The organism is Actinotignum timonense (assembly GCF_900155575.1).
Taxonomy (GTDB): Bacteria; Actinomycetota; Actinomycetes; order Actinomycetales; family Actinomycetaceae; genus Actinotignum; species Actinotignum timonense.
The window spans coordinates 1,640,083-1,652,859 of record NZ_LT706966.1; the positions used below are offsets into that span (position 1 = coordinate 1,640,083).

At 60.2% G+C, this 12,777-nt stretch carries 10 protein-coding genes, 2 rRNA genes and 1 other annotated feature; of the genes, 11 read left to right on the top strand and 1 reads right to left on the bottom strand.

Annotated features, from left to right (window positions below; translation table 11 throughout):
- Positions 1–50 precede the first annotated feature (50 nt).
- The 4 genes from tyrS (at position 51) to CZ322_RS06960 (ending at position 5,602) form a co-directional block, all read left to right on the top strand.
- The gene (tyrS, locus tag CZ322_RS06945) at positions 51–1,310 is read left to right on the top strand and encodes a tyrosine--tRNA ligase (RefSeq protein WP_087070723.1); all 1,260 of its coding nucleotides are present in this window, start codon (positions 51–53) and stop codon (positions 1,308–1,310) included.
- Between the two features lie 728 nt (positions 1,311–2,038).
- Positions 2,039–3,579 (top strand): 16S ribosomal RNA (locus tag CZ322_RS06950).
- 376 nt (positions 3,580–3,955) lie between these two features.
- Positions 3,956–4,764: a sequence feature (23S ribosomal RNA rRNA prediction is too short), on the top strand.
- A gap of 105 nt (positions 4,765–4,869) precedes the next feature.
- Positions 4,870–4,989 (top strand): 5S ribosomal RNA (gene rrf / locus CZ322_RS06955).
- A 271-nt stretch (positions 4,990–5,260) separates the two neighbouring features.
- Positions 5,261–5,602 (top strand): hypothetical protein, encoded by a 342-nt coding sequence (locus CZ322_RS06960; RefSeq protein ID WP_087070724.1) that lies wholly within the window; start codon positions 5,261–5,263, stop codon positions 5,600–5,602.
- A gap of 5 nt (positions 5,603–5,607) precedes the next feature.
- Here the strand turns inward: CZ322_RS06960 and CZ322_RS10130 are convergent, their stop codons facing one another.
- On the bottom strand, positions 5,608–6,129 hold the full coding sequence (locus CZ322_RS10130; RefSeq protein ID WP_180948646.1) for a hypothetical protein: 522 nt from the start codon (positions 6,127–6,129) through the stop codon (positions 5,608–5,610).
- An 18-nt stretch (positions 6,130–6,147) separates the two neighbouring features.
- Here CZ322_RS10130 and CZ322_RS06970 point away from each other — a divergent pair, with 18 nt between their 5' ends.
- From CZ322_RS06970 to steA, 7 genes are read left to right on the top strand one after another with little or no spacing between them, the layout of a single operon-like run.
- Entirely contained in the window at positions 6,148–6,906 is a 759-nt protein-coding gene (locus CZ322_RS06970) for a hypothetical protein (RefSeq protein WP_234984495.1), read from the top strand.
- Positions 6,906–7,922, top strand: a complete 1,017-nt coding sequence (locus tag CZ322_RS06975; protein ID WP_087070727.1) for an HAD-IIA family hydrolase — start codon at positions 6,906–6,908, stop codon at positions 7,920–7,922. The genes CZ322_RS06970 and CZ322_RS06975 overlap by 1 nt, the downstream gene beginning before the upstream one ends.
- On the top strand, positions 7,919–8,140 hold the full coding sequence (locus CZ322_RS06980) for a hypothetical protein (RefSeq protein WP_087070728.1): 222 nt from the start codon (positions 7,919–7,921) through the stop codon (positions 8,138–8,140). The genes CZ322_RS06975 and CZ322_RS06980 overlap by 4 nt, the downstream gene beginning before the upstream one ends.
- Before the next feature lie 19 nt (positions 8,141–8,159).
- Positions 8,160–8,996: a TlyA family RNA methyltransferase gene (locus CZ322_RS06985; protein WP_087070729.1), complete on the top strand. Its 837-nt coding sequence runs from the start codon at positions 8,160–8,162 to the stop codon at positions 8,994–8,996.
- Positions 8,997–9,030: 34 nt separating this feature from the next.
- Entirely contained in the window at positions 9,031–9,876 is an 846-nt protein-coding gene (locus CZ322_RS06990) for an NAD kinase (protein WP_026429285.1), read from the top strand.
- Complete coding sequence (recN, locus tag CZ322_RS06995; protein ID WP_087070730.1) at positions 9,873–11,588, top strand: DNA repair protein RecN; 1,716 nt, start codon at positions 9,873–9,875, stop codon at positions 11,586–11,588. The genes CZ322_RS06990 and recN overlap by 4 nt, the downstream gene beginning before the upstream one ends.
- A 5-nt stretch (positions 11,589–11,593) precedes the next feature.
- Positions 11,594–12,769 carry a putative cytokinetic ring protein SteA gene (gene steA, locus CZ322_RS07000; RefSeq protein WP_016442698.1) on the top strand — a complete coding sequence of 392 codons (1,176 nt, stop codon included), beginning with the start codon at positions 11,594–11,596 and terminating at the stop codon, positions 12,767–12,769.
- Positions 12,770–12,777: the final 8 nt, after the last annotated feature.

A 12,777-nucleotide genomic window follows, 5' to 3' on the forward strand; every position in this document is an offset into this window, starting at 1 on the left:
CGTTACGGAAAGGCCCGTGGCGCGCGAAGCATAACGGAAGGACACGAGACGTGAAGGACGTTCTTGAGGAACTGGAATGGCGTGGGCTGATTGCCCAGCATACGGATATTGACGCGCTGCGGAGCGCGCTGAACTCCGGTCCGGTCACCTTCTATTGCGGTTTTGATCCGACGGCGGCTTCGCTGCACCACGGCCACCTTGTCGCCGTGAAGCTCATGCGGCACCTCCAACTTGCCGGGCATCATCCGCTGGTGCTGGTGGGCGGGGCGACCGGGCTCATTGGGGATCCGCGCCCCTCGACTGAACGCACGCTCAATTCGCGAGATACCGTGGCCGGTTGGGTGGAATCTCTGGCTGGGCAGCTGCGCGGTTTGCTGGATTTCGAAGGTGATAATCCGGCGCGGCTCGTCAATAACCTGGATTGGACCGGGCAGCTTTCTGCGATTGATTTCCTGCGTGACCTGGGTAAACATTTCCGGCTGGGAACCATGCTTTCCAAGGACATCGTGGCGCGGCGCCTGGAATCCGATGAAGGCATTTCCTACGCCGAATTTTCCTACCAGGTACTCCAAGCGAATGATTACCTGGAACTGTTCACCCGCTACGGTTGCACCCTGGAAGTGGGCGGCAATGACCAGTGGGGCAATCTTGTGGGCGGCATGGACCTCATCCGCAAGGTGACGGGGGAGTCGGTGCACGTACTCACGAATCCGCTCATTACTAAATCGGATGGCACGAAGTTCGGGAAATCCGAAGGCGGGGCCGTATGGCTCAACCCGGAGATGCTCAGCCCCTATAAGTTCTTCCAGTTCTGGCTCAATACCGCAGACGAAGACGTGGTGCATATGCTCAAGGTCTTCACTTTCCGCACTCGGGAAGAAATCGAAGAATTGGCGGTGGCGGTCGCTGAGCGGCCTCAGGAACGGCGTGCGCAGCGCGTGCTGGCGCAGGATGTCACGACCTGGGTACACGGCGCCGACGTGGCCAAACGGGTGGACAATGCCTCGCGAGCCCTTTTCGGTGGTGACGGTTTGGCCACTCTGGATGCGGATACCTTGCGTGATGCGGTGGCGGAACTGCCACAGGCGAGCGCGAGCCTGGGAACTCCCATTCCGGAACTCTTCGTGGCCACGGGCCAGGAGCGCGGCCTGGGCGCCGCGCGGCGTACCGCGAAATCCGGCGGCCTGAATATCAACAACCGCAAGGTTGGGGAAGTGGACGTGCTCAGCAGCGAGGATGTTTTGCCCGGTGGCGTTGTGGTGCTCCGCAAGGGTAAGAAGAACCTCGCGGTTATCCGCGTGGCGGAGTAAGGGGTCCTAGTCAAGAACGGAGAACGGCTCTTGCGTGTGAAGCGCGATAGATCGTGATAGATAGCGGCGGCGTTACCGGTGGTAGTGCCGCCGCTTCTATGTATCAGGGTGCGCGAATCGGAGTAAATGCATGATCTGTGCATGTAGGGAGTTTCCCCGGTTTCCCCTAGTTTTGGGCGTGGTTTTCTCTGGGTTTTCGGGTGTTTGGGCTGGGTGTGGTGGGTGTCTCTCTGGTTTGATTTGCGTCTAGCGGGGTGGGCTTGTAAGCTTGTTATCCGTCGCCGAGAGCCGGAAACGCCTCAAAGCGACACGGAATCCTCGTGATTATGTTCTAGTCCACAGGTTGCCGGGTTTGAAAGAATCGGGCCACGGTGGTAGGCTAACGGGGTTGCTCTTCTTGAGTGTGAATGATTCTCTCTGGGCCAGCCAGTCAATGGTTATTGGTGGTTGGTGTGGGGTGTGGATATGGTGTTTGGATGCTTAATAGCGTGTCTGACTAATAGATTTTTTACGTGAAAATTTTTTTGTTCACACGACCGGGCCAGGTTGACTGATTATTGTTGTTGGTTTCTTGGTGGTTGTGTGGGTGTGTGCAAGGACAGTTAGCACTCTAATGGATAGTGGCTAGATGCCGTGTTTTTATGTGGTGTTTGGTTTGTTTGTTGGTGGTGTTTTTGTTCTTGTTTTTTATATTTTTGTTGAGCTAGATGTTTTGGCTCTCTGGTTTTTATATGGAGAGTTTGATCCTGGCTCAGGACGAACGCTGGCGGCGTGCTTAACACATGCAAGTCGAACGATGAAGCCTGCAACTTGTTGTGGGTGGATTAGTGGCGAACGGGTGAGTAATACGTGGGTAACCTGCCCTCCTTTTTGGGATAAGCCTTGGAAACGGGGTCTAATACCGAATATTCTGGCGCTCTCGCATGGGGGTGTTGGGAAAGCTTTTGTGTGAAGGGGGATGGGCTCGCGGCCTATCAGCTTGTTGGTGGGGTGATGGCCTACCAAGGCGGTGACGGGTAGCCGGCCTGAGAGGGTGACCGGCCACATTGGGACTGAGATACGGCCCAGACTCCTACGGGAGGCAGCAGTGGGGGATATTGCACAATGGGCGAAAGCCTGATGCAGCGACGCCGCGTGGGGGATGAAGGCTTTCGGGTTGTAAACCTCTTTCGCTATCGAACAAGGCCCGCTTAGGGTGGGTTGAGGGTAGGTGGAGAAGAAGCGCCGGCTAACTACGTGCCAGCAGCCGCGGTAATACGTAGGGCGCGAGCGTTGTCCGGAATTATTGGGCGTAAAGGGCTTGTAGGCGGCTTGTTGCGCCTGCTGTGAAAACGCGGGGCTTAACTTCGCGCGTGCAGTGGGTACGGGCAGGCTTGAGTGTGGTAGGGGTGACTGGAATTCCAGGTGTAGCGGTGGAATGCGCAGATATCTGGAGGAACACCGATGGCGAAGGCAGGTCACTGGGCCATTACTGACGCTGAGGAGCGAAAGCATGGGTAGCGAACAGGATTAGATACCCTGGTAGTCCATGCTGTAAACGTTGGGAACTAGGTGTGGGGGGCCTTTCCAGGTTTTCTGCGCCGTAGCTAACGCATTAAGTTCCCCGCCTGGGGAGTACGGCCGCAAGGCTAAAACTCAAAGGAATTGACGGGGGCCCGCACAAGCGGCGGAGCATGCGGATTAATTCGATGCAACGCGAAGAACCTTACCAAGGCTTGACATACACCGCGGGATCGCAGAGATGTGGTTGCATTTGGTTGGTGGTGTACAGGTGGTGCATGGTTGTCGTCAGCTCGTGTCGTGAGATGTTGGGTTAAGTCCCGCAACGAGCGCAACCCTTGTCTCGTGTTGCCAGCATGTTGTGGTGGGGACTCACGAGAGACTGCCGGGGTTAACTCGGAGGAAGGTGGGGATGACGTCAAATCATCATGCCCCTTATGTCTTGGGCTTCACGCATGCTACAATGGCCGGTACAGAGGGTTGCGATATCGCAAGGTGGAGCGAATCCCTTAAAGCTGGTCTCAGTTCGGATCGGGGTCTGCAACTCGACCTCGTGAAGTCGGAGTCGCTAGTAATCGCGGATCAGCATTGCCGCGGTGAATACGTTCCCGGGCCTTGTACACACCGCCCGTCACGTCACGAAAGTTGGTAACACCCGTAGCTCGTGGCCTAACCATTTTGGGGGGAGCGGTCGAAGGTGGGGCTGGCGATTGGGACGAAGTCGTAACAAGGTAGCCGTACCGGAAGGTGCGGCTGGATCACCTCCTTTCTAAGGATTGTTAGCAAGAAACGTTGTTGGGAATGAGCCGCAGGGGTTTGTTCTTCTTTGTTTTGTTTCTTGTTTGGGACGCGTAAAAAGAGACGCTCAAGAGGGCTTGCCTTATATGGGGTTGTTTTCTTGGGTGGTGTTGGTTGGGCGGGCTGTTAGGCATTCGGACACTGTCCGATATACCACCCACGATTAGTTGACGAGAGTGTGTTCTTGTTTTCTGGTTGTGGTGTTGGTGTGGTGGTTGGTTGTCGCATAGTGAGCGTGAGCATCTTTATAACAAACACGTTGATATCAAAAGATTTTTTGGTTTTTGTGTTTGTTGTGTGATTTTGCGTAATGTAAACGATTTTGTTTTGAGTTTCTTGTTTATTGTTTTTTGGTGTTGTAGGGCGTTTGGTGGATGCCTTGGTGCGTATGGGCCGAAGAAGGACGTTGTAGCCTGCGATATGCCTCGGGGAATTGGCTAGCGAGTGGTGATCCGAGGGTGTCCGAATGGGGGAACCTAGCCTGGGTTATGCCGGGTTGCTGCCAGCTGAATTGATAGGTTGGTGGTGGGAACGTGGGGAAGTGAAACATCTTAGTACCTGCTGGAAAAGATATTTTGTGAGTAGTGGCGAGCGAAAGCGAAGGAGCCTAAACCTTGTGTGTGTGATACTTGTCGGGGGTTGCACATGGGGTGTTGTGGGGTGTTGTTNCGTCGCTCAACGGATAAAAGGTACCCCGGGGATAACAGGCTGATCCTGCCCAAGAGTTCATATCGACGGCATGGTTTGGCACCTCGATGTCGGCTCGTCGCATCCTGGGGCTGGAGTAGGTCCCAAGGGTTGGGCTGTTCGCCCATTAAAGCGGTACGCGAGCTGGGTTCAGAACGTCGTGAGACAGTTCGGTCCCTATCCGCTGCGCGCGTTTGAGAATTGAGAAGGGCTGTTCCTAGTACGAGAGGACCGGGACGGACGAACCTCTAGTGTGCCAGTTGTTCCGCCAGGGGCATTGCTGGTTGGCCACGTTCGGGAGGGATAACCGCTGAAAGCATCTAAGCGGGAAGCCTGCTTCGAGATTAGTTCTCGTTCCACCTTTTGGGGTGGGTGAGGTCCCCGGTTGATGATCGGGTTGATAGGCCAGGGATGTAAGCATTGTGAGGTGTTTAGTTGACTGGTACTAATGGACCGATAACCAAAATCAACATTTGACGGGTTGCTTTTGTTTGTTTTTGCGTGAGATTGATATGTTTGCGTTCACTGTGCGATGACTGGCCACCATGTGGTTGGTTGGTGTTTGTTTGGTTGTGGCGGTGGTTATAGCGGCAAGGGTATACGCCCGGTCTCCTTTTCGAACCCGGTAGCTAAGGTTGTTTGCGCTGATGGTACTGCACTCGGTGGGGTGTGGGAGAGTAGGTCACTGCCGCCATGTTTTTTATTGTGTGGGGTGTGTTTATGTCTTATCTGTTAGGGCATAGAACACACCCCACACCTTTTTAATCTCTGCGCGCCAAAATTTACTGCTCAGCGCGCGGCCGAGCTGGAGTCGGCCTAAAATAAGCACAGCATCGTGATTCTTTACAATCGAACTGCGAGGAATGAAATGTCTGACCACGAAGAATGGAGCGAAGAACGCTCCGAAGACGACCGTCCGAAAGGACAATGGAGGTCCGCACGGCAACGGCGCGAACCCTCGCAGCATGAATCCGGAGAAGGTGGTGAGGGACGCGCTTGGAGCGATCCCCGCGAAGCTTGGAATGACCGCCGCGGAGGCTCACGGCGTCGGGATAACCGTGAAGGAAACTGGAACCGTCATAACAACGACCGGCGTGGGGGCCGTGGCTATGGCCGCGACCGCGACTCGTGGGAATCACGGGAATCTCGCGATGAGCGCAACGGTGGAAACCGGCGTTCTTCGTGGAGTCGGCGTGGTGATTTCCAGGACGGCCGCGACGAACGGGGCCACAAGGGTGGATTCCATAATCGCCGCGACCGCTATGACCACCGCGGGTACCGGCGCGATTGGGACGATAGAGACTTAGGCGATTCACGCCAATCGCGCGGATCCTGGGATCGCGGCGGCGAAGGCCGCTACGACCGTCAAGACCGGCGCGGAGGACGCGGTGGCCAGTGGCGCGATAACCGCCGAGGCCAGGACAAGCGATTCAGTGGCCCGCGCGATGATCGTTTCAATGAGGGCCCTGATCGCGAAGATCGTCGTCGTACCGAAGAACACGAGGTACGCGACAACAGCAGCTACGGGCGCCGCGACCACTATGATGACAAGCCGCGCTTTGAGCGGGACGAACGCCGACGTGACGACCATCGGCGCGATGATCGGCGCCGTAATGATCACCGTCGCGATAACTATCGCCGTGAGGACCGGCGGCGCGAAGAGCGCGGTGGATACCGTGAGGACGATAAGCGTCGACGCGATGATCGGCGCAGTCGCGGCGGCGTGAAGGATCCCTTCATCCCCGAAACGGTCAATGCGCAGGATCTCGCGGCAGAATCGCGGCGTAAGCTCAAAGTGCTCGCGCCGGCGGTTTCGGATAACGTGGCGCGGCACCTCGTTTATGCCGGTTCCATGATGGACCAGAATCCTGAGCTGGCCTACGAACACGCGAAGGCGGCCTACCGGCACGCCGCGCGCATCGATATTGTGCGTGAGGCGCTGGGATTGACCTCCTACCTGACCGGGCGGTACTCCGAAGCTTTGCGTGAGCTGCGCACCTACCGGCGCATGACCGATGATTATTCGCATGTGGCCCTCGAGGCTGATTCCGAGCGCGGGTTGGGCAGGCCCGAAAAGGCTCTCGCGTTCATTGCGGAGATTCCGCTCAAGCGGCTCAATACCGCCACCACGCTCGAATTGGCGCTGGTGACTTCCGGGGCCCGCGCGGATGCCGGTGATTCTGAGGCTGGCTTGGCTGTCCTCGAGAAAATCAAGGTCGAGAACCTCGATGAGGAATTGCGGGCCCGCGTTGAGCTCATCAAGGCGGATCGCCTCGAAGAACTCGGGCGCGCGGAGGAAGCCGAAGAGCTGCGCACGCGCTGGAACCCCGTCTACAACGCGGAAGGTGATGTCGAACTTTTCACCGCGGAGGAAGCGGAGCCTGAAGCGGAGTCCGAAGTGGCGCCTGAATCCGAGCCTGAAACGGCGCCTGAATCCGAGGTTGAGGCCGCAGCGGAAGTCGATGCGGATGCGAATGTAGAACCGGAAACTGACGTAGCACCGGAAACGGAACCGGCGCAGGAATCTGCCCACGAAGCTGAAGCTGAGACCGGTGCGGATTCTGAGGCGACATCGGAGCAGGAGTCCGAGCAGGAGTCGGAAGAAGAGTAATGGCGAGCCTGGTATCCCATTTCGACGGCGCGATTTTCGATCTGGACGGCGTGCTCTACCTTGGCACCGATCCGGCCCCGAACGCCGCCGATGCATACGCGCGCGCCATCGCGGCCGGAATGCGCCCGCTCTTCCTCACTAATAATGCCTCGCGCACCCAGGAAGAAGTAGCCGCGCACCTCGCAACCGTCGGAATCTCAGCCCCGGCCTCAACGGTGCTCACCTCCGCGATGGCCAGCACTCGTCTGGCTGCCGCGCAGGTGCCTGCTGGAGCAAAAGCCCTCGTTATCGGGGGTAATGGCCTGCATCGCGCGGTGAGCGAGACCGAGCTTGTGCCCGTCGCATCGGCCGATGATAACCCGGACGTGGTCATCATGGGCTTCTACCCGACCATTGACTGGGCGGCGCTCTCGGAAGTCGCCCTGGCCATCCGACGCGGAGCGCTTTTCGTCGCCACAAACCTGGATGCCACCCTCCCCATGGAACGCGGATTTATGGTCGGCTGTGGCTCGCTCGTGGCGGCGGTCGTCAACGCCACCGGGGTGAGCCCGCTATCTGCGGGCAAACCCGATCCGGCGATTTTCGCCATCGGGATGGAAATGCTCGGTTCCACCCATCCTCTCGCCATCGGCGACCGCCTCAATACCGATATTCGCGGAGCGCGCGCCGCCGGAATTCCCAGTCTCCACGTGCTCACCGGCGTGAGCGCCGCGCGCGATATTATGCTGGCCACCCCGGACGAACGCCCCGATTACCTCGGCGATGACCTGCGCGTCCTCAACGAGGATTACCCGAATATTCACCGGGAAGGCGAACGCTGGGTGGCCGGCGTATCCTGGGCGCAGGTTGAAGAAGGGAACGACGGCGCAGCGGCCCGCCTGGTCACCTCCGATGGACGCGGGCCACACCTGGGTCTGGATACCTACCGGGCTGCGGTGCACGCGGTATGGGACGCGCGGGATCGCGGTATGGGGGAGACCCTTGTTCTCGAGGACATCACCGTGGAGCAGCGATGACGAAGCAGGATAAAGGCGCGGTTCCCCGGCCGGCGGTTCCCGCGTCGAGGGCTGCTGGGCCAGGTGCGCCCGGGCCAGCGGCACCGCTCCCGAGCGCACCGCTCAATATCGAGGCAGCCCTGGATCAGCTCACCGAGCTCGACCTGCCCGAACAGATTGAACAATTGGAGGCGATTCACGCCGAATTGGGCCGGCGCCTCTCCCGGGCGCGGGTTTAAACCAGAAAGGTGCTCGGCTATGGGGCGTTTACGGCGTGTTGACGCGGAACTTGTGCGGCGCGGACTCGCGCGCTCCCGCCAGGATGCCGCGGTGCTCATCCGCGAAGGCCAAGTATTCCTGGACGGGGCCGAAGTCACGAAACCCGCCCGCCAAATGGACCCGGCTCAGGCACTTCTTGTTAAAGAAGCCGCCCGGGATCGTTACGTATCCCGCGGAGCATATAAACTCCTCGGTGCTCTTGATTACCTCGGGGATGCCGGCCCGCGAGTGGAGGGCGTCCGGGCCCTGGATGCGGGTGCGTCCACGGGCGGATTCACCGATGTGCTGCTGCGGCGCGGCGCCGCTCATGTGGTGGCCGTGGATGTTGGCTACGGCCAGCTCGCCTGGAAACTCCGCGAAGACCCCCGCGTCACCGTGCTCGAACGCACGAATGTGCGCACCTTAGATCCCGCGGCGGTTGCCCCCGCGCCCGATCTGGTTGTGGGGGACCTCTCCTTCATTTCTTTGCGACTGCTAGTCGCACCGCTTGCCGCCGCGAGTTCGCCACGGGCCGATTTTTTGCTCATGGTCAAACCGCAATTTGAAGTGGGTCGGGAGAAGATTGGTGCGCACGGCGTGGTTCGTGATCCGGAGTACCACGTGGAGGCGGTATGCGACGTCGCCCTTTCCGCCCGCGCCGCCGGGCTAGCCATCCAAGCAGTCGCGCCCTCGCCCCTTCCCGGGCCGGCCGGTAACGTTGAATACTTCCTCTATATGAAGAAAAATGCCCCAGATCTGCTCGGAGAGAACCTCGAGGAAAACGTGCGGGCGGCGGTGGCAGCCGGGCCGGCCGGGCAGGGACGGCCCGCGCGGTAGCGGGTAGGATACCTGAAGAGAGGGGAGGCATTCGATGGCACAACCAAAAGTCGCCCTGGTCGTCAATCGCACGTTACCACCGCAGATGGAACGTGCCGCTCACGATGCGATTGTCGCCCTGGAAGAACGCGGAATACAGGTGGATACCAGCGAAACGCTGGCGGGGGCCCGCGATGCGGATCTCATCCTCGTTATGGGCGGGGACGGTACGATTTTGCGCGGCGCGGAGCTGGGGCGCAGCACCGATGTGCCCATCCTCGGCATCAACTACGGGCATATGGGCTTCCTTTCCGAAGCGCAACCCGATGAACTACCCGCGGTGGTGGAACGTATCGCTGCTCGCGATTGGGTTATTTCCGAACGCATGACCATTGATGTGCATGTGCAACGCCCGGATGGCTCGTGCATCGTGCAGTGGGCCCTCAACGAAGTATCAGTAGAAAAAGCTTTTAACTCCCGCCTTATCGAAACGTCCATCGGGGTGGACGGCCGCGAAATTTCCGCTTTCAAAGCTGATGCGGTTCTCCTCTCCACACCCACCGGTTCCACCGCCTATAATTTTTCAGCCGGCGGCCCGGTGGTGTGGCCAAGCGTGGAAGCACTCCTGCTCACCCCGGTGGCAGCCCACGCGCTTTTCACCCGCCCGCTCGTGGTCAGCCCGTACTCCACCTTAGAAGTTCGGGTTTTGCGCGATGAGGCCATGGTGTCCTGCGATTCGCGGCGCCGGCTCGTTGCGCCCGAAGGAACTGTTATTACCGCGGTGCGGGGGGAGCGGCCCGTCAAGCTTGCCCGGCTGAATGAAACACCCTTCTCCGGGCGTCTGGTGGCACGCTTCCACCTGCCGGTGCGCGGCTGGCGCGAGCGTGAGGTGCGCGAATGATCGACCAGGTACGCATCCGCAATCTCGGCGTGATCGCGGAAGCCGAACTCAATCTGGGGCGCGGGCTGACGGCCCTCACCGGGGAAACCGGGGCCGGAAAAACCATGGCGGTTACCTCCCTCACCCTGCTTTTGGGTGCCAAAGCCAATCCGGCCCGGGTGCGGGCCGGAGCAACCCAGGCGGAAGTGGAAGGAACCTTCCTCGTGGATGCCTCCTCCCCGCTCCTGGACCGCATCACCGAGGCCGGCGGCCGCTACGACGTTGAGGGCGATACCGCCGCCGTTATTATTGCCCGGCATATCCCCGCCAAAGGGCGCTCCCGCGCTTTTGTGGGGGGCCGTTCGGTGCCCACCGCGGTGCTCACCGATATCGCGGCGGAGCTTGTGACCGTGCACGGTCAATCCGATCAGATCCGTTTAGGCAACCCCAGCCAGCAGCGCGCCGCGGTCGATGAATTCGGGGGTGACACCATCACGCGGGCAAAAGCTACCTGGGAGCAGGCCTGGAAAAACTACGGTGCAGCACGCGAGGCTCGCGATGTGTTTCAGGCCGGGGCGCAGCGCGCCGCCCAGCAACGTTTGGCGTACCGCGCTTTGCTTGACAAAGTCGAGGCGGTCAATCCCCAGCCCGGAGAAGAAGAAGCCCTGCGGGCGCGCGCCCGGATTCTGGAAAACGCGGTGGAAATGTACGGGGCCTACTCGGCTGCCGCCGAAGCCCTCAGCGGGAATGATACCGAGGCCGGTGCCATATCCGCCCTGGGCGTGGCGTTGGCGCAACTCGAGCACGTCCTTGAACTAAGCGGTTCTGATATGCCGAACGCCCAGCTCGAGGAGCTCCGCGAACGCCTGGAAAGCGCCGAAGCGGATATCACCGATATTCACGCGGATATTGCGGAACTGGCCCGCGGTACCCAAGCCCAACCAGATGAGCTCTCCACTATTTATTCGCGCCGCTCCGAGCTGGCGGGGTTGCGTAAAAACCTAGGGATGAGCGGCGAAGAAATCCTGCGGGCCGCGGCAGAAGCCCGCGCGGGCCTGGAACAACTTGATGACCCGGCCGCCACCTTAGAACGGCTCGAAAAAGAACTCTCTCAGGCCCACGCCGCCATGGAGAAAGCCGGCGCGGCCCTGCGGGAGGCCCGCACTGCCGCCGGAAGCGAATTGTCCCGCGCCGTGGAAGCGGAACTTCCCGAGCTTTCCCTGCCCGATGCCCATTTCACCGTTCAAGTTGAAGCCGCGGAACCCGGCGCTAACGGTGCGGATTCCGTCACTTTTTTGCTGGCCGCCCACCGCGGCGCGCCACTCGCCCCGCTTGCCTCCGGTGCTTCGGGCGGGGAACTCTCGCGTGTCATGCTCGCCCTGGAAGTGGGATTGGCGGCCCGGCGCGCCCAGCAGGGGCACACGTTCCTTTTCGATGAGGTGGATGCCGGGATTGGCGGCCGTGCCGCCAGCGCCGTCGGGAAAAGACTGGCAAAACTGGCCGGAAGCGCCCAGGTTATTGTGGTCACGCACCTGGCCCAAGTCGCGGCCTGTGCCGAGCACCAACTCGTCGTCGTGAAACAACTCGAAGAAAGTACCGCGCGCACCGAACTGCGTGACGTTAGCGGGCCAGAACGCGAAGCCGAACTGGCGCGCATGCTCTCGGGAAGCGATACCGATGTGGCACGCGCGCACGCAGCTGAGCTACTTAAGGCCGCGAATGTGGCACTATAAAGCTTGTGGCATCGAAGTTATGGCGAAAAAAGAAGGTCGTTGCGGAAGGAACCCTGGCCGGTCCGGCCCGGGTGGACGCGCGCACCAAGAATCTCACTCGTCGTCTCCAAGCCGGCGATGTAGCGATTATTAACCACACGGACCTGGATCGGGTCGCCGCGGAAAACCTGGTGGCCGCGCAGCCCGTTGCCGTGCTCAATGCCGCGAAATCCATCTCGGGGCGCTACCCGAACCTCGGCCCCGCGATCCTGGAAGAAGCCGGTATTCCGCTTATCGATGACCTCGGCCCGGAAATTATGGACATATCCGAAGGCCAGTGGGTGGATATCGACGGGGCACGCGTGGTGGCCGGCGGGCGCGTGATAGCCGAAGGTACCCTGCAAACCGCGCAGAGTATTGCCCGCGATAGCGAGGCGGCCCGCGCCGGCATGACCGTGCAACTGCGTGCTTTTGCCGCCAATACCCTCGAATATCTCAACGAAGAACAGGGCCTCATCCTGGACGGGGTGGGGATCCCTGATATTCGCACGTCCATGGAGCACCGCCACGTGCTCGTGGTGGTGCGCGGCTACGACTACCGGGAAGACCTGCGCGCCCTGCGCCCCTATATTCGGGAGAACCGGCCCCTCATGATTGGGGTGGACGGCGGGGCGGATGCCCTCCTGGAACTGGGCTACACCCCGGATATTATCGTCGGCGATATGGATTCGGTATCCGATAAAGCGCTGCGCTGCGGCGCCGAAGTGGTGGTGCATGCCTACCGGGATGGGCGCGCCCCCGGCAAGAAACGCGTGGAAGATCTGGGCGTGGATCACGTGGTCTTCCCGGCCACCGGCACCTCCGAAGATGTTGCTATGCTGCTGGCGGATTCCAAAGGCGCCAAGCTCATTGTGGCGGTGGGCACCCACAATACGATTCTGGAATTCCTCGATAAGGGCCGGGCGGGAATGGCCTCGACCTTCCTCACCCGTCTGGTGGTGGGCGGCAAGCTCATTGACGCGAAGGGCGTCTCGCGCCTCTACCGCTCCTCGATTTCCAATTGGATGCTGGTTGCCCTGATTCTCGCGGGAGTTTTTGCGCTCTTCGCGGCCCTGGCCGTTACCGGTGCGGGCCAAACCTTCCTGTCCGTGCTCACCACTCGCCTCGGGGATCTTGCCGAGTGGTTCCGTAATCTCTTCTAGGAAAGTTA

Excerpts from the sequence above, each read along its gene's own strand:
- CZ322_RS06960 (WP_087070724.1), top strand. The coding sequence starts at position 5,261 with ATGAATCCGGAGAAGGTGGTGAGGGACGCGCTTGGAGCGATCCCCGCG.
- CZ322_RS06970 (WP_234984495.1), top strand. The coding sequence starts at position 6,148 with ATGATGGACCAGAATCCTGAGCTGGCCTACGAACACGCGAAGGCGGCC.
- CZ322_RS06975 (WP_087070727.1), top strand. The coding sequence starts at position 6,906 with ATGGCGAGCCTGGTATCCCATTTCGACGGCGCGATTTTCGATCTGGAC.
- CZ322_RS06980 (WP_087070728.1), top strand. The coding sequence starts at position 7,919 with ATGACGAAGCAGGATAAAGGCGCGGTTCCCCGGCCGGCGGTTCCCGCG.
- CZ322_RS06985 (WP_087070729.1), top strand. The coding sequence starts at position 8,160 with ATGGGGCGTTTACGGCGTGTTGACGCGGAACTTGTGCGGCGCGGACTC.
- CZ322_RS06990 (WP_026429285.1), top strand. The coding sequence starts at position 9,031 with ATGGCACAACCAAAAGTCGCCCTGGTCGTCAATCGCACGTTACCACCG.
- recN (WP_087070730.1), top strand. The coding sequence starts at position 9,873 with ATGATCGACCAGGTACGCATCCGCAATCTCGGCGTGATCGCGGAAGCC.